21 protein-coding genes are annotated in these 19,099 nt (G+C 62.3%); 9 read left to right on the top strand and 12 right to left on the bottom strand.

The window, feature by feature from the left end; all coding sequences use genetic code 11:
* Positions 1 to 64 precede the first annotated feature (64 nt).
* Positions 65 to 1,174 carry a Gfo/Idh/MocA family protein gene (locus tag NKI59_RS00960; RefSeq protein WP_352701758.1) on the top strand — a complete coding sequence of 370 codons (1,110 nt, stop codon included), beginning with the start codon at positions 65 to 67 and terminating at the stop codon, positions 1,172 to 1,174.
* A 197-nt stretch (positions 1,175 to 1,371) separates the two neighbouring features.
* Here NKI59_RS00960 and NKI59_RS00955 read toward each other — a convergent pair whose 3' ends face one another.
* The 7 genes from NKI59_RS00955 to NKI59_RS00925 form a co-directional block, all read right to left on the bottom strand.
* On the bottom strand, positions 1,372 to 2,463 hold the full coding sequence (locus NKI59_RS00955) for a 3-deoxy-7-phosphoheptulonate synthase (protein WP_352701756.1): 1,092 nt from the start codon (positions 2,461 to 2,463) through the stop codon (positions 1,372 to 1,374).
* 474 nt (positions 2,464 to 2,937) lie between these two features.
* Positions 2,938 to 3,732, bottom strand: a complete 795-nt coding sequence (locus NKI59_RS00950) for an SDR family oxidoreductase (RefSeq protein ID WP_352701754.1) — start codon at positions 3,730 to 3,732, stop codon at positions 2,938 to 2,940.
* A gap of 23 nt (positions 3,733 to 3,755) precedes the next feature.
* Positions 3,756 to 4,757: an inositol 2-dehydrogenase gene (gene iolG, locus NKI59_RS00945; RefSeq protein WP_352701752.1), complete on the bottom strand. Its 1,002-nt coding sequence runs from the start codon at positions 4,755 to 4,757 to the stop codon at positions 3,756 to 3,758.
* 68 nt (positions 4,758 to 4,825) lie between these two features.
* Positions 4,826 to 5,593 (bottom strand): ATP-binding cassette domain-containing protein, encoded by a 768-nt coding sequence (locus NKI59_RS00940; RefSeq protein ID WP_254815918.1) that lies wholly within the window; start codon positions 5,591 to 5,593, stop codon positions 4,826 to 4,828.
* Positions 5,594 to 5,595: 2 nt separating this feature from the next.
* Positions 5,596 to 6,672 (bottom strand): ABC transporter permease, encoded by a 1,077-nt coding sequence (locus NKI59_RS00935; RefSeq protein WP_292655972.1) that lies wholly within the window; start codon positions 6,670 to 6,672, stop codon positions 5,596 to 5,598.
* 114 nt (positions 6,673 to 6,786) lie between these two features.
* Entirely contained in the window at positions 6,787 to 7,728 is a 942-nt protein-coding gene (locus NKI59_RS00930) for a sugar ABC transporter substrate-binding protein (RefSeq protein WP_352451673.1), read from the bottom strand.
* Positions 7,729 to 8,037: 309 nt separating this feature from the next.
* Positions 8,038 to 9,069 carry a LacI family DNA-binding transcriptional regulator gene (locus NKI59_RS00925; RefSeq protein ID WP_023677522.1) on the bottom strand — a complete coding sequence of 344 codons (1,032 nt, stop codon included), beginning with the start codon at positions 9,067 to 9,069 and terminating at the stop codon, positions 8,038 to 8,040.
* Positions 9,070 to 9,206: 137 nt separating this feature from the next.
* Between NKI59_RS00925 and NKI59_RS00920 the strand changes: the two genes are divergently transcribed.
* Genes NKI59_RS00920 through NKI59_RS00910 form a run of 3 tightly spaced genes read left to right on the top strand, consistent with a single transcriptional unit; the run spans position 9,207 to position 11,921 of the window.
* Positions 9,207 to 10,334, top strand: a complete 1,128-nt coding sequence (locus NKI59_RS00920) for a fatty acid desaturase family protein (protein WP_352701749.1) — start codon at positions 9,207 to 9,209, stop codon at positions 10,332 to 10,334.
* A 40-nt stretch (positions 10,335 to 10,374) separates the two neighbouring features.
* Positions 10,375 to 10,689 carry a MocE family 2Fe-2S type ferredoxin gene (locus NKI59_RS00915; RefSeq protein ID WP_352454826.1) on the top strand — a complete coding sequence of 105 codons (315 nt, stop codon included), beginning with the start codon at positions 10,375 to 10,377 and terminating at the stop codon, positions 10,687 to 10,689.
* A gap of 2 nt (positions 10,690 to 10,691) precedes the next feature.
* The gene (locus NKI59_RS00910) at positions 10,692 to 11,921 is read left to right on the top strand and encodes an NAD(P)/FAD-dependent oxidoreductase (protein ID WP_352635044.1); all 1,230 of its coding nucleotides are present in this window, start codon (positions 10,692 to 10,694) and stop codon (positions 11,919 to 11,921) included.
* A 34-nt stretch (positions 11,922 to 11,955) separates the two neighbouring features.
* Here NKI59_RS00910 and NKI59_RS00905 read toward each other — a convergent pair whose 3' ends face one another.
* From NKI59_RS00905 to hslV, 5 genes are all read right to left on the bottom strand, one after another.
* A complete protein-coding gene (locus NKI59_RS00905; RefSeq protein ID WP_352576350.1) occupies positions 11,956 to 12,915 on the bottom strand; it encodes a DUF1402 family protein in 960 nt (319 codons plus the stop codon).
* A gap of 182 nt (positions 12,916 to 13,097) precedes the next feature.
* Positions 13,098 to 14,411, bottom strand: coding sequence for an ATP-dependent protease ATPase subunit HslU (gene hslU, locus NKI59_RS00900; protein WP_352454824.1), 1,314 nt, complete (start codon positions 14,409 to 14,411; stop codon positions 13,098 to 13,100).
* Positions 14,412 to 14,415: 4 nt separating this feature from the next.
* Entirely contained in the window at positions 14,416 to 15,012 is a 597-nt protein-coding gene (locus NKI59_RS00895; protein ID WP_352701746.1) for a DUF2585 domain-containing protein, read from the bottom strand.
* 4 nt (positions 15,013 to 15,016) lie between these two features.
* On the bottom strand, positions 15,017 to 15,559 hold the full coding sequence (locus NKI59_RS00890) for a GNAT family N-acetyltransferase (RefSeq protein ID WP_352701744.1): 543 nt from the start codon (positions 15,557 to 15,559) through the stop codon (positions 15,017 to 15,019).
* A complete protein-coding gene (gene hslV, locus NKI59_RS00885; protein WP_023677530.1) occupies positions 15,549 to 16,100 on the bottom strand; it encodes an ATP-dependent protease subunit HslV in 552 nt (183 codons plus the stop codon). The genes NKI59_RS00890 and hslV overlap by 11 nt, the downstream gene beginning before the upstream one ends.
* A 226-nt stretch (positions 16,101 to 16,326) precedes the next feature.
* Here hslV and hisB point away from each other — a divergent pair, with 226 nt between their 5' ends.
* The 5 genes from hisB to hisA are packed head-to-tail and all read left to right on the top strand — an operon-like array spanning position 16,327 to position 19,096.
* Positions 16,327 to 16,926 (top strand): imidazoleglycerol-phosphate dehydratase HisB, encoded by a 600-nt coding sequence (gene hisB / locus NKI59_RS00880; protein ID WP_352634850.1) that lies wholly within the window; start codon positions 16,327 to 16,329, stop codon positions 16,924 to 16,926.
* Between the two features lie 4 nt (positions 16,927 to 16,930).
* Positions 16,931 to 17,404, top strand: a complete 474-nt coding sequence (locus tag NKI59_RS00875; RefSeq protein WP_023677532.1) for a DUF2628 domain-containing protein — start codon at positions 16,931 to 16,933, stop codon at positions 17,402 to 17,404.
* Between the two features lies 1 nt (position 17,405).
* On the top strand, positions 17,406 to 18,056 hold the full coding sequence (gene hisH, locus NKI59_RS00870; RefSeq protein ID WP_023677533.1) for an imidazole glycerol phosphate synthase subunit HisH: 651 nt from the start codon (positions 17,406 to 17,408) through the stop codon (positions 18,054 to 18,056).
* A 3-nt stretch (positions 18,057 to 18,059) separates the two neighbouring features.
* Entirely contained in the window at positions 18,060 to 18,350 is a 291-nt protein-coding gene (locus NKI59_RS00865; RefSeq protein ID WP_023677534.1) for a DUF1330 domain-containing protein, read from the top strand.
* A gap of 2 nt (positions 18,351 to 18,352) precedes the next feature.
* Positions 18,353 to 19,096: a 1-(5-phosphoribosyl)-5-[(5-phosphoribosylamino)methylideneamino]imidazole-4-carboxamide isomerase gene (gene hisA, locus NKI59_RS00860; RefSeq protein WP_023677535.1), complete on the top strand. Its 744-nt coding sequence runs from the start codon at positions 18,353 to 18,355 to the stop codon at positions 19,094 to 19,096.
* The last annotated feature ends 3 nt before the right edge of the window (positions 19,097 to 19,099 follow it).

The raw sequence follows: 19,099 nt of genomic DNA, 5'->3' as shown, positions 1-19,099 counted from the left end.
TTCCATCTCCAGACAAAATGGACTAATTCATCCACACAAATTTTGCACACAGGGAGGCAAGCGGATGGTCGGGGTAGGTCTTATCGGCACGGGTTTCATGGGCAAGTGCCACGCCATTGCCTGGAACGCGGTCGGCACCGTCTTTCCCGATGTGGCCAAGCCAAGGCTGGTCCATCTGGGCGAGGTCAACGAGGATCTTGCCAAACGCCGTGCCAGCGAATTCGGCTTCGCCAAGGCGTCCGGTGACTGGCGCGCCGTCGTCGACGACCCGGATGTCGATGTCATCTCGCTGACAACGCCGAACCAGTTCCACCCGGAAATGGCCATCGCCATCCTCGAAGCCGGCAAGCATCTGTGGTGTGAAAAACCGATGGCACCAAGTTTTGCGGAGGCGCAAGCAATGGCTGCGGCGGCCCAAAAGTCCGGCAAGGTGGCCGCGCTTGGCTATAACTATATTCAGAACCCAGCGATCCGCCATATCGGCGCGCTGCTCGACGAGAAGATCATCGGCGAGGTCAACCATCTGCGTATCGAGATGGACGAGGACTTCATGGCCGATCCGGAGGCGCTGTTCTTCTGGAAGCACGAGGCGGCGTCCGGTTACGGCGCGCTCGACGATTTCGCCGTGCATCCGCTGTCGCTCATCGCCGTACTGTTCGGCCGCGTTGCCCGCGTCATGTGCGACATGGCCAAACCCTATGCCGACCGCCGCGTCGCCTCGGGCGGGCGCCGCGCGGTCGAGACCTACGACATCGCCAGCATCCTGATGCATCTCGAAAACGGCATAGCCGGCACGCTGCTGGTCAACCGTTCGGCCTGGGGCCGCAAAGGCCGGATCGCCATCCAGATTTTTGGCTCGAAGGGCTCGATCCTGTACGACCAGGAGCGGATGAATGAGTTCCAACTCTATCTGACGGCCGACCGGCCGACCGAGCAAGGCTATCGCACCATCCTGGTGGCGCCGCACCATACGCCTTACGACGCCTTCCTGCCGGCGCCCGGCCACGGCCTTGGCTTTAATGATCTCAAGATCATCGAATGCCGGGAGCTGCTGACGCGGCTTGCCGGCCAGCCGGCGCGGATCATCGACTTCGACGAAGGCCTGGAGATCGAGCGCACGGTGCACGCGATGGCGCGCTCGTTCGCGGAACAGCGCTGGATGGAGGTGCGGTAGTAAGCCCCTTCTCCCCTTGTGGGAGAAGGTGGCCGAGCGAAGCTCGGTCGGATGAGGGGTGTTGGACGGATCGCTACAGCGAAGAAATAATCGCTTAAAATCCCTCAATATTTTACGCCAAGTTTCTTCCAGCACCCCTCATCCGGCTCGGCGCTGCGCGCCGATCCACCTTCTCCCACAAGGGGAGAAGGAGGTGCTCAGGCGGCGCCTGAACGGCTTAATATCATGCTCCGGCGCACCGACCGGCGCTGCTCGACGGCGTCGGCAAGGCCGTGCAGCACCGTTTCGGTTGTTTCCCAGTCGATACAGCCGTCGGTGATGCTCTGGCCATAGACGAGCGGCTTGCCGGGCACGACGTCCTGCCGGCCGGCGACGAGGTTGCTCTCGATCATGATGCCGATGATGCGCTCGTCGCCTGCCGCGATCTGGCCCGCCACGTCAGCCGCCACCCGCGGCTGGTTTTCCGGCTTCTTGTTGCTGTTGGCATGACTGACATCGATCATCAGCCGAGGTGCCACGCCGATCCGGCCGAGCTCAGCGGAGGCAGCAGCTATGCTTGCCGCGTCGTAGTTGGGCACAATGCCGCCGCGCAGGATGACGTGGCAGTCCTCGTTGCCGGTGGTCGTCGCGATGGCGCTGCGCCCGCCCTTTGTCACCGCCATGAAATGATGCGGCTGGGCGGCGGACTTCACCGCCTCGGCGGCAATCCGCAGATTGCCGTCGGTGCCGTTCTTGAAACCGACCGGGCAGGAGAGGCCCGATGCGAGCTCGCGATGGATCTGGCTCTCTGTCGTGCGTGCGCCGATCGCGCCCCAGGCGACGAGGTCGGCAATGTATTGCGGAGTTGTCATATCGAGGAACTCGGTCGCTGAGGGAAGGCCGAGATTGTTGACCGCCGAGAGCACGTTGCGGGCCATCCGCAGACCCTTGTCGATGTTGAAGCTGCCGTCGAGGTCGGGATCGTTGATCAGGCCCTTCCAGCCGACCGTCGTGCGCGGCTTCTCGAAATAAACCCGCATCACGATCTCCAGCCGGTCCGACAGGTTTTCACGCAGCGATGCCAAACGGCTGGCATAGTCTACGGCGGCGGCCGGGTCGTGGATCGAACAGGGGCCGACGACGACCACCAGCCGATCGTCGGTGCCGGTCAGCACGGCGTGGATCGCATTGCGTGACGCGGCAACGGTGCGCGTCGCCGTCAGCGTGCGCGGTATCTCCCGCATCACCTCGTCCGGCGTGCTCAATTCCCTTATTTCTTTGACCCGAAGATCGTCTGTGGTCGTCAACACGGCTTATGCTCCTGATTGGGAGACCTGCCGGCTGAAACAAAAAAGCCGCCAGGTCTGGCGGCTGTTCGGATATTGTTGCTGCAATCTTCAGATCGAGCGCAATCCTCCCGCCGCCAGCGAGCTCATAAAGTACCAATAGGTGGCGGTCAGGTTGATCATGAGGGCTGATATAGTCGATGCGGAGGCGCTTGTCACGTGCCTGGTGAGGAGGAGGTCTACTCCAGCCCATTCGCGATTGGCTGAAGCCCCCCGAACTTCGTCATCCCAGGGCGAAGCAGGAGCGGAGCTCCGTCGCGGAGACCCTGGGATCCATGCCGTTGCCTTGGCCAAGGAGTGCTGCGGAACTAAATTCTGCATTGTAGCGACGCCTAGATGTCACGGCATGGATCCTCGGGTCTGCGTCGCGTCGCTGCGCTCCTTGCTCCGCCCGTGGATGACGAAGTGATGGGCGGCGTTCCGCTAGACTTGCCGGCGTTATTCCGGTGACGCCCCGGCGATGCTCTGATCGTAGTCGACCAGCGACCCGGTCATGACGCCGGACTGCGGGCTGATCATATAGCTGATCAACCGGGCAAGCTGCGCCGGCTTCACCAATTGGCCCATCGGCTGCGCGGCTTCGGCCTTCTCCAACCAGTCCCCCGGCGCGTCGTGCCATTTCTTCTGCACGATCGCCTCGCCCTCGGTGTCCATCCAGCCGGGCAGCACCGCATTGCAGCGGATGCGATTGCCGCGATAGGCATTGGCGACATTCTTGGTGAGTGTCGCCAGCGCTCCCTTGCTCGACGAATAGGGCGCCAGGAACGACTGGCCGCAATGCGCCGACATCGACAGCACGTTGACGATCGAGCCCGGTGCCTGGCGCGCCAGCAAATGCGCCACCACGCCCTGCATCAGGAAAAACGGGCCGCGCACATTGGTCTGGAATATCTGGTCGAACAGATCCTCGGAGGTCTCGACCAGCGAGCCGCGAGCCGAGGTGGCAGCGGCGTTGACCAGCGCGTTGACGGTACCAAAATGGCCAATCGCCGTTTCGACCGCACGCTTGCAGTCGGCCACTTTTGAGACGTCGGCGCTGATGAAGATGGCATCGACGCCTGCCCCCTTGAGGATGGCGACAGCCTTGTCGCCCTTCTCCTGCGAGCGGCCGATCAGCGCCAGCGCCCGGCAGCCCTCATCGGCCAGCGCTTCGGCGACAGCAAAGCCGATGCCTTGTGCGCCGCCGGTGACGATGGCGCGTGTTTCGGAATTGCGACCGGCTGAACCGTTCATCGCCTTGCTCCTGTGCTTGATAGTCAGATTGTTTTGTCGAGGCGGACGGTCTTGCCTTCCTTGGCCGATTTCAGCGCCGCATCCGCCAGCCTGAGCGCCACCAGCCCGTCCTTGCCGCTCGGCGCCGCCTTCTTGCCTGACGTCGCTGCCGCGATGAAGGCAGCGATCTCGTTGGCATAAGCGTCGAGATAACGGGTCATGAAGAAATCGTGCAGCGGCGGCCGCGTATAGCCTTTCTCATTGGCCAGTTCGATCGACACCGGCCGCTGGTTCTCGGCCGCAATCATGCCTTTCGAGCCATGCACCTCGATGCGCTGGTCGTAGCCGTAGGTGGCGCGGCGTGAGTTGGAGATAACGCATTGCTTGCCGGAGGCAGTTTCGAGGATGACGCTGACGCTGTCGAAGTCGCCGGCCTCGCCGATCTTCTTGTCGACCAGCACCGAAGCATGCGCGCTGACCGCCACCGGCTCCTCGCCGAGCAGGAAGCGCGCCATGTCGAAATCATGAATGGTCATGTCGCGGAAGATGCCGCCCGAGCGGCCGATATAGTCGAGCGGCGGCGGGCCGGGATCGCGCGAGGTGATTGTCACCATTTCGACAGTGCCGATGGCGCCGTCGTCGATCGCCTTGCGCACGGCGGCAAAATGCGGATCGAAGCGGCGGTTGAAGCCGACCATCAGGGTGGCGCCGGCCTTGTCGACGACGGCCAGGCAACGTTCCACCCGGGCGGCGTCGAGGTCGATCGGCTTTTCGCAGAAAATCGCTTTACCCGCTTTGGCGAAGCGTTCGATCAGATCGGCATGGGTATCAGTCGGCGTGCAGATGACGACCGCATCGATATCGCCGGCCTTCTCGATGGCATCGATGCTGCGCACTTCGGCGCCATAGGCAGAGGCCAGACCGGTCGCCGCCTTCTCGAAGGCGTCGGCAACTGCGACCAGCCTGGCCTCAGGATTGGAACCGACGGCGCGGGCATGGACCTTGCCGATACGGCCGGCACCGAGAAGAGCAAAGCGAAGAGGCATGAAGAGTTTTCCTTTGAGGATGGTTCGGAAGGGAGGGCGTGTCAGCGCCTGTGGCTCGGCGTTGGCCGTTACGCCGCAAGTTCCGCCTGCCCGGTCTTGGCGCCGGTGATGTAGGAGACGATATCGTTGCCGTCGGTGTCCTGCTTGCGCAAATTGGCGACGATGCGGCCGCGCCGGAAAACGACGATGCGGTCGACCAGGTCGAACACCTGGCGCATGTTGTGAGAGATCAGGATCAGCGGTTCGCCATTCTCCTTCAGCGTGCGGATGATGTTTTCGACCTGCATCGTCTCCTGCACGCCGAGTGCCGCCGTCGGCTCATCCATGATGATGAGCTTGGAAGCAAAGGTCGCGGTTCTGGCAATTGCTACGCACTGGCGCTGGCCGCCCGACATGTGGCGGATAGTATTGGAAAGATTGGGGATCTTGACCGCTGTCCGGACCAAGGCTGCCTCGGTCGCCTTGCGCATGAACTTGCGATCGAGGATCGAGAAGGGCCCGAGATTGAAAAGCACCCGCTCGCGGCCGAGGAACAGGTTCGACGGCACGTCGAGGTCGTCGGCGAGCGCCAGGTTCTGGAACACCGTCTCGATGCCCGCCTCGCGGGCTTCGATGGGGCCGGCAAAATTCACTTCCTTGCCGTCGAACCACATCCTGCCGCTGGTGCGCTGCTCGACGCCGGTGATCTGGCGTACGAAGGTCGATTTGCCAGCGCCGTTGTCGCCCATGATGGCGACATGCTCGCCCTTGCGCAGCTCGAAGTTGGCACCCTCCAGCGCATGGACGCCGCCATAATACTTGGTCAGGTTTTCGGTCTTCAGGACGATGTCTGACATGATCAAGCCCTCATCGCCCGCAGGCGTTGGCGCCACTGGTCGAGTACGACTGCGCCGACGATGATCACGCCTTTGACCATCTCCTGATAATAGGCGTCGAGGCGCAGAAAGGTGAAGCCGGAGATGATGACGCCGAAGATCAGCGAGCCGATCACTGTCCCGATAATCGAACCGCGGCCGCCCGACAGCGAGACGCCGCCGATAACCGCCATGGCGATCGCGTCGAGCTCGTACATTACACCCATGCCGGCCTGGGCGGTGAGATTCTTGGAGCTCAGCACCACGGCGGCGAGCGCGGCGAGGACGCCGGCAATGACGTAGACGAGGATCTTGTGGTTGGCGATGTTGATGCCGGACATGCGCGCGGCGTCCTCATTGGAGCCGATTGCATAGCAGTGCTTGCCATATTTGGTGTAACTCAGGATCAGCTGGAACAGCACTGCGAGCGATATGAAAATGATGACCGGCATCAGCCCCTTGCCAATGGCGGCGAAACTCTCGGTCGGAAACGAGATCGGCTGCCCCTTTGACCACCATTTGGCGATGCCGCGCGCGGTGACCATCATGCCGAGCGTGGCGATGAACGGCGGGATGCGCGTGTAGGCGATCAAAGCGCCGTTGACCAGGCCGGCCAGCAGGCCGCAGCCGATCGCGACCAGCACGGGCACGATCACCGGCAGGTCGGTCCAGCCCTGCGCGATGAACATCGCCTTCGGGTTCGGGTTGCCATTGACGGTCGCCACCTGGGCGAAGCTCATGGCTATCATCGCCGTGGCGCCGACGATCGAACCTGAGGACAGGTCGATGCCGCCGGTAATGATCACCTGCGTCACGCCGATGGCAATGATGCCGACTATCGACACCTGCAGGATGATGATCTGCAGGCGCGCTTCGTTGAAGATCGCATCGATATTGTCGCGGGTGTTGAACAGGAAGCTGTCGCCCAGGAAAACCCGGCCGATCAGCTCGAAAGCGCCGACCAGGATGACGAGCGCCAGGAAGACGTTGAATTCGGCCGGCCATGCGCGCCGCTTCGCATCATAGCTGAGCCCGCCGACGCCGTGAGATGTCTGTGCCAATCGTGCTTCCTCCGTCAGCCACGGTCTCCACTCGGCGCTGTTCAGGCCGAGAGGGAAAAAGCGGAGCGGCGCTGTCTTACCTTGGCGCGCCGCTCCGTATCGGACAGGTCCGCCTCAGTTCTTCTTCAGGAACTTGTCGATATTTGCCGGCGTGACCAGCTGGAATGGGATGTAGACCTTGTGCTCGACCTTCTCGCCCTTCGCCAGCTTGAGCGCTGCGTCAAGCGCGCCGGCACCCTGGCCGGCCGCGTCCTGGAACACCGTCGCATCGAGGTCGCCCGCCTGCATCGCGGCAAGCGCATCCTGGGTAGCGTCGACCCCGCCGACGACAACCGACTTCATGTCGATGTTGGCGGCCTTCATCGCCTGGATGGCGCCGATGGCGCTTTCGTCATTATTCGCGATGACGCCGTCGAACGGCTTGCCGGTCGACAGCCAGTTGGTCATCAGGTTCTGCGCTTCTTCGCGCTTCCAGTTCGACGTCTGCTTGTCGATGATCTTGATGAAGCTGCACTCCGGCGTGGCGATCACGTCGTCAATGTCCTTGGTGCGCTGCACCGCTGCCTGGTTCGACAGCTCGCCCATGATCACATAGACGTTGGCTTCAGTCTTGCCGGCCTCCTTGAACAGGCGGCAGACCTCCTTGGTCTCGAGCGTGCCGGAATCGGCTTCGTTCGAGGCGACGAAGGCCTGGTTTTCGGGCAGCGTGTCGACGTTGACCGGCTCGCGATTGACATAGACCAGTGGAATCTTGGCAGCGGCGGCTGCGTCCGACATCGCCTGAGTCGCCGAGGTGTCGACTGGGTTGACGATGATGGCGTCGACGCCTGAGGCGGCGAAGTTCTTGATCTGGTCGAGTTGCTTGGCGACGTCGTTCTGCGCATCCTCCACCTGCAGCTCGACGCCGTCCATGCCCTTGGCCTGTTCAATCATGCCGTTGCGCAGCACGGTGAGAAAATTGTCGTCGAACAACGCCATCGACACGCCGATCTTGGCAGCAAAGGCGGACGAACTCATCAGCGCCGCGAACGCGACGCCCAAAAGCAGTTTTTTCATTTTATTTCTCCTCCACATTGGTGTCCGGCTGCACCGATCTACCCGGAATCCCCGATCTCGCAGGGAATTCTCTCCCGATTGCCATTTTTAGTTCCGGAGGCATTTGCCTGAAACAGATCTTCCGGAACGAAAGAACCAAAATTCTCAGTTGGTGAAATATTTATTCCATTTCGCTTGGGCGTCAAGCGAGATTTCGCCATGAGGAATGGATTTTCGGCATTTCGAGCGCTTTTAGACGGACGCTAACGCAAGCCAGGCCTGAAAGCGTTCTGATAGATTACATCATGTCTGCCGCCGATGACCGCGACGTCAGATGTTTTCCGGCAGATAAATGTCGAAGGGCAGAAAGGTCTGGCCCGGCGCATTCGCAGCGCCGGTCTCGATGGCATGCGCCATCAGCCCGACAAGCTCGCGGCAAAGCGCCGCCAGTGGCGTCGAGATCACCATGGTCAGGAAATTATCTGCCAGCGCCGCGCGGGAGTCGGGCGTGATCTCGTTGCAGACGACCGCCGGCATCTCAGCCGGCTTTGCCTCCCTCAGCGCCGAGATCGCGCCTTCCATGCCGCCACCGGCGACATAGCAACCGGCGAGATCAGGGTGGCGGGCCAGAAGCTCGATCATTGCATCATGCGTGATCTGGTTCGCTTCCAGATTGACCAACGTCTCGAGGAGAGTGAATTCCGGCGCCTGCTCGCGAAAGAAGGAGCGAAAACCGATCTCGCGAAGCTCATGGCCGTGGAAGCGATGGCTGCCGACGAACAGGGCAACCTTGCCAGGTCTCTTCGCGGCCTTCGAGATCATCCAGGCAGCGGTTCGGCCGACCTTGCGATTGTCCAGGCCAACATAGCCCTCGCGAATACCGGACGCAAAGTCGGAAAGCAGGGAGAACACCGGTACGCCATTGGCTTTGAGAGCCTCGACGGCGACCGTCAGCGTCGGGTGATCAGGCCCGACCAGGGCGACGGCCCTGGATTTGGCGGCCAGCTTGCGCATCCGCTCGACGATCTCGTCCGGCGCCAGCGAAGCGGCGAAGTCGATGGTGGCCACGCCGCGAAAGCGCGGCGACTGCGATACCGCCAGTTCAAGCTCGCGGGCAAATTCACTGTAGAAGACGTCCTCCCGTCTCAACAGCAGGAACCCGAGCCGGTATTCGGGCAATTCATGGCGCATCCGCTGCTTGATCAATCCGGCTGCGTGATAGCCGATGCTGGTCGCGGCCTCATAGACGCGGCGCGCGGTTTCCTCGCGCACCGGCAAGCGGTTGTTCAGTACCCGGTCGACGGTGGCAACGCTGACCCCCGAAATGCGCGCCAGGTCGGTGATCGTCGGCCGTTTCGCCATCGCTGCCTCATTCCACTGTTTGGCCCTTTTACACCATTCTGATGGAAAATGATAGAAACTATCTTTGTGATATTGAGCCTATCAGGGCTCGGCGTTATTTTGAACGCTGACCGAACATGATCGAGGCCTCCGCTATGGTGGATATTGGACTCCGAACCGGGAATACGAGCTCCGCAGCAGCGTCCCGACGCGACTACAGCCTGATCGGCCGCGACGCGAAGCTTGCCGTCGAGAGCGGGCTGGCGGCGGCCGAGTGGTATCACACCGACGTGCCGCGCAAGCAGATGAAGGAGCTGATGCAGCGCTCCGACGGCCCGGCGATCCGCGATACCATCATCTGGCTCGGCACCATGATCCTCAGCGGCGCCGGCGCCGCCTGGTTCTGGGGCAGCTGGTGGTGCGTGCCGTTCTTCTTCGTCTATGGCGTCCTCTACGGTTCCTCCACCGATTCACGCTGGCACGAATGCGGCCACGGCACCGCCTTCAGGACGCAGTGGATGAACGACGTGGTCTATCAGATCGCCTGCTTCATGATCATGCGCAATCCCGTGACCTGGCGCTGGAGCCACACGCGCCATCATACCGATACCATCATCGTCGGCCGCGATCCGGAGATCTCGGTGATGCGTCCGCCCGATCTGCTGCGCGTGGTGCTCAACTTCGTCGGCATTCTCGACGCCTGGCAGGCGATGAGCGACATGCTGCGCAATGCAGCCGGTATCGTCAGTCCGGCCGAAAGAACCTTCATTCCCGACCAGGAGCAGCCGAAGGCAATTCGCATTGCCCGCATCTGGACGACAATCTATGCCGCGACCATTGCGCTGGCGCTCTATACCGGCTCGTTCCTGCCGCTGATGCTGGTCGGTCTGCCCAGGCTTTACGGTGCCTGGCACCATGTCATGGTCGGCCTGCTGCAGCATGGCGGCCTGGCTGAAAACGTCACCGATCACCGGCTCAACAGCCGCACCGTCTACATGAACCCGATAAGCCGCTTCATCTACTGGAACATGAACTACCATGTCGAGCATCACATGTTTCCCATGGTGCCCTATCATGCGCTGCCCAGGCTGCACGAACTGATCAAGCACGATCTGCCGGCGCCGACACCGTCCATCCTGGCCGGCTACCGCGAGATGATACCGGCTTTCCTGCGCCAGCTGCGCAATGAGGATTATTTCATCAAGCGCGAACTGCCGCCGACGGCGAGGCCCTATCGCGAGGATTTCCACAGCGATAACGCTGCTGTTGCGGTGGCTGCTGAATGACAAGCCCATGCCAAGGCATCAAACATCGAGGGACCCGTAAATGAGCGACTGGGTCGAGGCCTGTGACGCCGAGGACATCGACGAAGAGGACGTGATGCGCTTCGACCATGGCGGCCGCACCTTTGCCATCTATCGCAGCCCCGACGACGGGTATTTCGCCACCGACGGGCTTTGCACGCATGAGAAGGTGCATCTGGCCGACGGGCTGGTGATGGACGATATCATCGAATGCCCGAAGCATAATGGCCGCTTCAACTACAAGACAGGGGCTGCCAGGGGCGCGCCGGTCTGCGTCGATCTCAGGACCTATCCGGTCAAGGTCGACGCCGGCAAAGTCCTTGTCCGGATCGGTTGATGATGACGAAGGGAATGGTCATCATTGGCGCCGGCGAATGCGGCGGGCGCGCCGCCCTTGCGCTGCGCGAGCTCGGCTATGATGGACCGGTGACGCTGGTCGGCGACGAGCCGCATCTGCCCTATGAGCGGCCGCCGCTGTCGAAAGACGCGATGGTTGCCGACGCGCCGCTGCTCAAGGCAATCGCCACCGACGCGATCCTGGCCGAAAGATCGATCAGGCATATCCATTCGGTTCAGGCGGTGGCGATCGACCGCGCGGCGCATGTCGTGCGCCTCTCGGACGGTTCCGTCCTGGCCTACGACAAGCTCCTGCTGGCGACCGGTTCGGTGCCGCGCAAGCTGCCGATGCCGGGCCTTGGCGGGCGCTGCGTCTACCTCCGGACCTTCAACGACGCGCTGGCCATTCGCGCCCATCTCAGCGCCGGAAATCGCATCGCCATCATTGGCGGCGGCTTCATCGGGCTTGAGCTTGCCGCGGCGGCACGCAGACTGGGTGCGGCGGTCACAGTTATCGAGGCGCAGCCGCGCATCTTGATGCGCGGCGTGCCGGCCGAGATCGCTGAGATCATCCATCAGGCGCATGAAGCCGAAGGCGTGAAAATCCTGTGCGGCGAGGGCATCGCCGCCATTGCCGATGATGGCGCCGAAGTGCGCATCGCGCTCGCCGGTGGACACGACATTGTCGCCGATCTTGCCGTGATCGGCATCGGCGCCGTGCCGGTGACCGGACTTGCCGCGGAGGCGGGGCTGACCGTCGACAATGGTGTCGCCGTCGACGCCGAGCTTCGCACCAGCGACCGGGATATCTTTGCCGCCGGCGATTGCTGTTCGTTTCCGCTCGCCATCTATGGCGGCCGGCGCGTGCGGCTCGAAGCTTGGCGCAATGCACAGGAGCAGGGCGCGCTCGCCGCAAGGAATATGCTTGGCGCCGGCGAGTCCCATGCGGCGGTGCCGTGGTTCTGGTCGGATCAGTACGGCCTGACCTTGCAGATCGCCGGCCTGTCGGACGAAGGCCGCAGCATCGTGCGCCGCGACCTCGGCTACGGCGCCTTCATCCTGTTCCACCTCGCCGAGGACGGCAGGCTGGTTGCGGCAAGCGGCATCGGCCCAGGCAACGCGGTCGCCCGCGACATAAGGCTGGCCGAGATGCTGATTGCAAAGCAGGCAAGGCCGGCGCCGGAAGCGCTAGTCTCGCAGGCGGTCAAATTAAAATCGCTGCTGGCGGCTTGATCCGCCGCGTGGATAATTGGCCGAACGCGTTCGGCTAAAACAGCGCTTTCAGCTCCGGCAGCTTGTCGTTGACCAGCCAGCCATAGTAATTTTCCTCGGGCAGCTTTTCCGGCTCGCCCGCAGCGCGGCGCTTGTCGTTCTCGGCTTTCAGCGCATAGGCGCGCTGTTCGGGATTGCCGACATTGTAGAGCGTCGACGTGATGCCGGGATTGCCTGAGATGTCGAAGCCGGCAATGCTTTTATAGGCGTCGATCGACTTCCTTATCGTCGCCGCGACATAAGGCAGTGTCAGGTCAGGGTCCATGATCGTCTTGTAGACCGCATTGGGGTCACCGACGTCGAGTTCCGGCAGGCCGGAAACCTTGTGCACGAGATCGCTCATCTGCAGTGCCGTCAGCGGATTGAGCTGGCCAAGGCCAAAAGTCTGGCCGGCATAATAAGGCTGGAAGAAAGTGGCGCCGAAGCGGTCGTTGGGAAAGCTCTCGCCGTTGACGGTTTTGCCGCGGAACGACCGGTTCCACACCTGTTCGCGGCACTCCCACAGATCGTAGCTGTCGGACTTCCCTGCGCATTTCGCAAATTGCGGCCGTTGCACGAAATCGGTGATGTCCTCGCCATCATAGGCAAAGGAGAGCTTGCTCGACAGATACGAGATCGCCTTGACGTAATAGGTCTGCAGCCGGTCATAGGCATCGACATTATAGGTATGCTCGCCGACGATGGCTCCAACGATATGCATTGGGTCGATGTCATAGGCCGCGGCTGCCTGCTTGATCTTACCGCGCAGCTCGGCATCGTTCTGGAGCAGCGCAAAGACTTTGCGGTATTTCGCCTGGAAGGTGGTGTTGGTCGCCTGGGTGCGCCGGCTCGAAGCGCCCGGTATGTCGGGCTGCTCGGTGTTGCGGTTGCCCGGCGGCACCATCGTTGCCGCTTGTGCGGCGAACATGGCTGCCGCCAGCGTCAGCCCCAAAATGACGAGGATTAGTTTTTTCATGCGCCGCCGCCCAAATAGTCGCCGGCAAACTAGGTAATGCTCCACCGGGAGTCGAGAGACGCCTGCACCCGACGGGACGAAAGCTTGCCGGATGCTTCCATTTGGCCACACATCGGGAATGCTGGGCCAAATTGGGGAGGCCGGGAGCAATTCCCCGACCCTCTTCGAGAATGAAGCGTCTCCTACAGGATGAAACGCGACAAGTCCGTGTTTCTGGAGAGGTCACCGACATGCTTCTCGACATAGGCGGCATCGATGGTCACCGAGGTGCCGTTGCGGTCCGGCGCGTCATAGGAGATATCGTCCAGCACCCGTTCCATCACCGTCTGCAGCCGCCTGGCGCCAATATTCTCGACGCTGGCGTTGAGGTCCACGGCGATGCCGGCCAACGAATCGATGGCGTCGTCGGTGAAGACCAGATCGACGCCTTCGGTCTTCATCAGCGCGATATACTGCTTGATCAGGCTGGCTTCGGTCTCGGTGAGGATGCGGACGAAATCGCCCTTCTCCAGCGCCCGCAGCTCGACGCGGATCGGCAGGCGGCCCTGCAATTCCGGCAGCAGATCGGAGGGCTTGGCGACGTGGAACGCACCCGAGGCGATGAACAGGATGTGGTCGGTCTTCACCGGTCCGTATTTGGTCGCAACCGTGGTGCCTTCGACCAGCGGCAGCAGGTCGCGCTGCACACCTTCACGCGAAACACCGGCACCGATGCCGCCTTCGCGCGAGGCGATCTTGTCGATCTCGTCAAGGAAGACAATGCCGTCATTCTCGGTCGATTCGAGTGCCCTGCGCACTACTTCGTCCTGATCGAGCAGCTTGTCGGACTCGTCGCTGATCAACAGCCCGTAGGACTCCTTGACGGTCGTCTTGCGCAACTTGGTCTTCTTGCCGCCCATCGCTTTCGACAGCATATCGTTGATGTTGAGCACGCCGATATTGGCGCCCGGCATGCCGGGGATCTCGAAGCCGGGCATGCCGCCATTGCCGGTATCGGCCACTTCGATCTCAATCTCCTTGTCGTCGAGCTCGCCGTCGCGCAGCTTCTTGCGGAAACTGTCACGGGTGGCCGGGCTCGCCGTCTTGCCGACGAGCGCTTCGAGCACCCGTTCCTCGGCGTTGATGTGGGCACGCGCCTTGACGTCCTCGCGCATCTTCTCGCGAACCAGCCCGATGGCGATCTCGACCAGGTCGCGGATGATCTGCTCGACATCGCGGCCGACATAACCGACCTCGGTGAACTTGGTGGCTTCGACCTTGACGAAAGGCGCACCGGCAAGGCGTGCCAGGCGGCGCGAAATCTCGGTCTTGCCGACGCCGGTCGGGCCGATCATCAGGATATTCTTCGGCATCACCTCTTCGCGCATCTGGCCCTCGAGCTGCTGGCGGCGCCAGCGGTTGCGCAAGGCAATCGCCACGGCACGCTTGGCGTCTTTCTGGCCGATGATGAAGCGGTCGAGTTCCGAAACGATTTCGCGAGGAGAGAAGGTGCTCATGTCACTAAATTCCAGTTTGCCACTGCCGAACGGACTCGAACGGATGCAGCAGCATGATCACGTTGAGTGTCAGATTGTCCCGGATGAGATAGCCGACACCGAATTCGAAGATGAGGGCGAGGGTTACGATCACCCATATAGGAAGCCTTCGCGCCATGACAAACCCCAGCACCATGGCCAGCGTGTCCGACACCGAATTGATGATGCTGTCGCCATAATAGTCGAGCGAGATCGTGCCGGCGCGATAGCGATCGATGATGAAAGGGCTGTTCTCGAGCAGCTCCCAGCCGCCCTCTATAACCACCGCAAAGGCCAGCCTGAGCCCGATCGGCGAGCGCGGGAAAACGAACCACGCCAGCGCATAGAACAGGAAGCCGTGAATGATGTGCGAGAAGCTGTACCAGTCCGAAATATGCTGGGAATTCTCCGAGCTTTGCACAATGCCGTGCCACAGCTTGACGTAGCCGCAGGTACAGATCGGCGTCCGCCCCATGCCGTAGAGGACCCCGGCCTGGAAGATGACCAGGCCGAGAACCAGCAGAAGCCCCATTCGCCAACTGTCGTAGTAGGCCGAGACGGTTTTGTCGCTGGATACGCTCATGCTGCTATTGCCCCTCTTCTGCGTCACCCTGTTCGGCATAACCCTCTGGGGCATCAATCGCCATCAGCACGGCATCGCCATATTCCGACTTCCTGCGATCGATAGCCGTGAAACCGGCCTTTTCATAGGCACGGATAGCCCGTGCATTGGCGGGGTCCGGGTCGATGATGACGCGCGGCGTACCTTCCTCGAAAAGCTGCTCGACGAACTGCCGGACGATCGCCGAGCCGTGGCCGACCCCGACAAGCTCCGGCACGCCGATCGACAGATCGATGCCGAGCGTGCCGAACGGCTGGTCGCTATAGGGATGGCCGTCCTCCAGATGCGGATCGTAGCTCTGCAAATAGCCGATGGGCTTTCCGTCGAGCTCGATAATCAGCGGCTCGACCGAAATGCTGTCGATATGCTCGCGGATCTCCGCAATCTCGGTCTCTGGGTCGTTCCACCATTCGGCGACATGCGGCTCGGCAAGCCAGCCGGCGATCATCGGCAGGTCCCTCTGGGTCACCGGCCGAAAACCATAGCGGAGGCTCCGCTCAGGCGGCATCGAGGGTTTCGACGACGAAGTTGTTGTTGGTGTAGACGCAAATGTCTGACGCGATCTGCATCGCCTTGCGGGCGATCTCCTCTGCGCCCTTGTCGCTGTCCACCAGCGCGCGTGCCGCTGCCAGCGCGTAATTGCCGCCCGAGCCGATGGCCATGACGCCAAATTCGGGCTCCAGCACGTCGCCGGTGCCGGTCAGCGCCAGCGACACCGACTTGTCGGCCACCAGCATCATCGCTTCCAGCCGCCGCAAATAGCGGTCGGTGCGCCAGTCCTTGGCAAGCTCGACGCAGGCGCGTGTCAGCTGGTCGGGATATTGTTCGAGCTTGGCTTCAAGCCGCTCGAGCAGAGTGAAGGCATCGGCGGTGGCGCCGGCGAAACCGGCGATGACGTTGCCGCCCTTGCCGATGCGGCGCACCTTCTTGGCGTTGCCTTTCATGATGGTCTGGCCGAGGCTGACCTGGCCGTCGCCGGCGATCACCACCTTGCCGCCCTTGCGCACGGTCAGGATGGTCGTGGCATGCATGGTCAGTTCATTCGACATTTTCTGCTCCGATAAGCACCGATCCCATCGAGGCGATCGGCGCGTTACGAGTGACTTGATCGGCCATATGTATGCATAGGCCGGACGATTGCAAACCGGCCATCCACCGGGTCGGATCGGGCTCCGCAGCGGTAACTGGCAATCGCCGGATCATGCTGCTAGAAGGCTTTCGTTTTCAGGCATGTGAACGCCTGAATCGTGCAAAATCTGAGACAAGGATGAGGTCATGGCGCCCCGTTCCGCCGAGATAAGCCGCAAGACCAGGGAAACCGACATCGCCGTATCGGTTCAGGTCGACGGCTCGGGCAAATCCGACATTTCGACGGGCGTCGGCTTCTTCGACCATATGCTGGACCAGTTGTCGCGCCATTCGCTGATCGACATGACCGTGAGGGCCAAGGGCGACCTGCACATAGACGACCACCACACGGTCGAGGATACGGGCATTGCGCTCGGCCAGGCGCTGGCCAAGGCATTGGGCGAGCGGCGCGGCATCATGCGCTACGCCTCGATCGATCTCGCCATGGACGAGACACTGACGCGGGCGGCAATCGATGTCTCCGGCCGGCCTTTTCTGGTCTGGAATGTTTCATTCTCGTCGCCGAAGATCGGTACGTTCGACACCGAGCTGGTGCGCGAATTCTTCCACGCGCTGGCGCAGAATGCCGGCATCACGCTGCATGTCACCAATCATTACGGCGCCAACAACCACCACGTCGCCGAGACCTGCTTCAAGGCCGTGGCGCGTGTGTTGCGTTCGGCACTTGAGCGCGACCTGCGCCAGCCGGACGCGGTTCCCTCCACCAAGGGATCCCTGAAAGGGTAACGCCATGGCCATCTATGTCGTAATGGAGCCGCCAGGCCGCAGCGAAAGCGTGGACACTACCTTTATCCGTGACGGCTTTGCCTGGCTCGGCTTCCTAGTGCCGCCGCTGTGGCTGGCCTGGCACCGGCTGTGGGTCGAGGCGGCATTGGCGTTTGTCGCCATGGGCCTGCTCTCGATGCTGGGCGAAAGGCTGGACCTGGAAACAGCCGGCTCGCTTTTATCCCTGCTTGTCATGCTCTTTGTCGGACTGGAAGGGCAGGGCTTGCGGATCGCAGCCCTGCGCCGTCGCGGCTGGCATGAATGGGGCGTGGTCGAGGCCGACAGGCTCGACGACGCAGACGTCCGCTATGCATTGGAAGCCGATGCTCAGTCGGATGAACAACCGACGGTGCAACGCATCGTCCCAGACGCAGCACATGCCCGGTCGGCGCAGATGGGCCTGGCGCTGGGGCTGAACCATATTCCGGGAAAGCCCTGAGATGAGGGTGGCGATCATCGATTACGGGTCGGGCAATCTGCGCTCGGCCACCAAGGCCTTCGAGCGTGCTGCGCATGAAGCCGGCATTGCCGCCGCGATCGAACTCACCGCCGATGCCGAGCGGGTCAGGACCGCCGACCGCATCGTCCTGCCCGGCGTCGGTGCCTATGCCGATTGCGCCGCTGGACTGCGTGCGGTCGCCGGCATGTGGGAAGCGGTCGAGGAGGTGGCGATCGCCAAGGCTCGGCCGTTCCTCGGCATCTGCGTCGGCATGCAGCTGATGTCGGAGCGAGGCCTGGAAAAGACCGTCACAAAGGGCTTTGGCTGGGTCGCCGGCGACGTCAAGGAGATCACGCCGGCCGATCCGACACTGAAGATCCCGCAGATCGGCTGGAACACGATTGACCTGAAGCGCAAGCATCCGCTGTTTTCCGGCATTGCGACGGGTGGCAAGGGACTGCACGCCTATTTCGTCCACTCCTACCATCTCGATGCACGGAAGGAGGATGAGGTGCTGGCGGTTGCCGACTATGGCGGCCCGGTAACGGCCGCTGTCGCCCGCGACAACCTAGCCGGAACGCAATTCCACCCCGAGAAGAGCCAGGCGCTGGGCCTGGCGCTGATCACCAATTTCCTAGGCTGGAGGCCCTGAACCATGAGCAAGAAGGGCTATTGGATGGCAATGGTCGATGTCCACGATCCCGAGATCTACAAGCAGTACATCGAGGCCAATGCCGCGGCTTTCGCGAAATACGGCGCGAAGTTCCCGGTGCGCGCCGGGCGGTACACCAGCCCGGAAGGACCGGCAGGCAATCGCCACGTGCTGGTGGAATTCGAATCCTATGAAAAGGCGCTGGAATGCTACGGCTCGCCTGAATACCAGGAGGCCTTGAAGTACAGGCTCGCCGGCTCGACCGGCCACTTTGTCATCGTCGAAGGCGCCTGAAGGTGTTTCTGTTTCCGGCGATAGACCTCAAGGACGGCAAATGCGTGCGCCTCAGGCATGGCGACATGGCGACCGCCACCATCTACAATGACGATCCCGCCGCTCAGGCGCGCGCCTTCGCAGAGCAGGGCTTCGAATGGTTGCACGTCGTCGACCTCAACGGCGCCTTCAAGGGCCAGAGCGTCAACAGCGCCGCGGTCGGCGCCATCCTGAAGGCGACGAGCAATCCGGTGCAGCTCGGCGGCGGCATCCGCACCCTGGCGCAGATCGAGGACTGGCTCGACCGTGGGCTGGCCCGCGTCATTCTTGGCACCGTGGCGGTGCGCGATCCGGATCTGGTCAGGCAGGCCTGCAAGGCATTCCCGGGCAAGATCGCCGTCGGCATCGACGCCAAGGGCGGCAAGGTCGCGGTCGAAGGCTGGGCTGAAGCCTCGAGCCTCGGCGTCATTGAACTGGCGAGGAAATTCGAGGGTGCCGGCGTCGCCGCCATCATCTACACCGATATCGACCGCGACGGTGTGCTGACCGGCATCAACTGGGACGCCACCATCGATCTCGCCGACGCGGTGTCGATCCCGGTTATCGCCTCGGGCGGGCTCGCCTCGATCGCCGACATCGTGCGCATGACCCTGCCCGATGCCCGCAAGCTCGAAGGCGCGATCTCCGGACGCGCCCTCTACGACGGCCGCATCGACCCGGCCGAGGCATTGGCGATCCTGCGTGGCAAACCGATGGCAGGGGTGTGAAAC

Source organism: Mesorhizobium sp. M0598 (genome assembly GCF_040320865.1).
Classification (GTDB): domain Bacteria; phylum Pseudomonadota; class Alphaproteobacteria; order Rhizobiales; family Rhizobiaceae; genus Mesorhizobium.
Note: the sequence above shows the minus strand (reverse complement) of the source record. Positions and strands in the feature narration are given on the sequence as shown.

Bases quoted from the DNA above. Each gene is read 5' to 3' on its own strand.
- NKI59_RS00960 (WP_352701758.1), top strand. From the start codon at position 65: ATGGTCGGGGTAGGTCTTATCGGCACGGGTTTCATGGGCAAGTGCCAC.
- NKI59_RS00950 (WP_352701754.1), bottom strand. From the start codon at position 3,732: ATGAACGGTTCAGCCGGTCGCAATTCCGAAACACGCGCCATCGTCACC.
- iolG (WP_352701752.1), bottom strand. From the start codon at position 4,757: ATGCCTCTTCGCTTTGCTCTTCTCGGTGCCGGCCGTATCGGCAAGGTC.
- NKI59_RS00940 (WP_254815918.1), bottom strand. From the start codon at position 5,593: ATGTCAGACATCGTCCTGAAGACCGAAAACCTGACCAAGTATTATGGC.
- NKI59_RS00930 (WP_352451673.1), bottom strand. From the start codon at position 7,728: ATGAAAAAACTGCTTTTGGGCGTCGCGTTCGCGGCGCTGATGAGTTCG.
- NKI59_RS00925 (WP_023677522.1), bottom strand. From the start codon at position 9,069: ATGGCGAAACGGCCGACGATCACCGACCTGGCGCGCATTTCGGGGGTC.
- NKI59_RS00915 (WP_352454826.1), top strand. From the start codon at position 10,375: ATGAGCGACTGGGTCGAGGCCTGTGACGCCGAGGACATCGACGAAGAG.
- NKI59_RS00910 (WP_352635044.1), top strand. From the start codon at position 10,692: ATGACGAAGGGAATGGTCATCATTGGCGCCGGCGAATGCGGCGGGCGC.
- NKI59_RS00905 (WP_352576350.1), bottom strand. From the start codon at position 12,915: ATGAAAAAACTAATCCTCGTCATTTTGGGGCTGACGCTGGCGGCAGCC.
- hslU (WP_352454824.1), bottom strand. From the start codon at position 14,411: ATGAGCACCTTCTCTCCTCGCGAAATCGTTTCGGAACTCGACCGCTTC.
- NKI59_RS00895 (WP_352701746.1), bottom strand. From the start codon at position 15,012: ATGAGCGTATCCAGCGACAAAACCGTCTCGGCCTACTACGACAGTTGG.
- NKI59_RS00890 (WP_352701744.1), bottom strand. From the start codon at position 15,559: ATGCCGCCTGAGCGGAGCCTCCGCTATGGTTTTCGGCCGGTGACCCAG.
- hslV (WP_023677530.1), bottom strand. From the start codon at position 16,100: ATGTCGAATGAACTGACCATGCATGCCACGACCATCCTGACCGTGCGC.
- hisB (WP_352634850.1), top strand. From the start codon at position 16,327: ATGGCGCCCCGTTCCGCCGAGATAAGCCGCAAGACCAGGGAAACCGAC.
- NKI59_RS00875 (WP_023677532.1), top strand. From the start codon at position 16,931: ATGGCCATCTATGTCGTAATGGAGCCGCCAGGCCGCAGCGAAAGCGTG.
- hisH (WP_023677533.1), top strand. From the start codon at position 17,406: ATGAGGGTGGCGATCATCGATTACGGGTCGGGCAATCTGCGCTCGGCC.
- NKI59_RS00865 (WP_023677534.1), top strand. From the start codon at position 18,060: ATGAGCAAGAAGGGCTATTGGATGGCAATGGTCGATGTCCACGATCCC.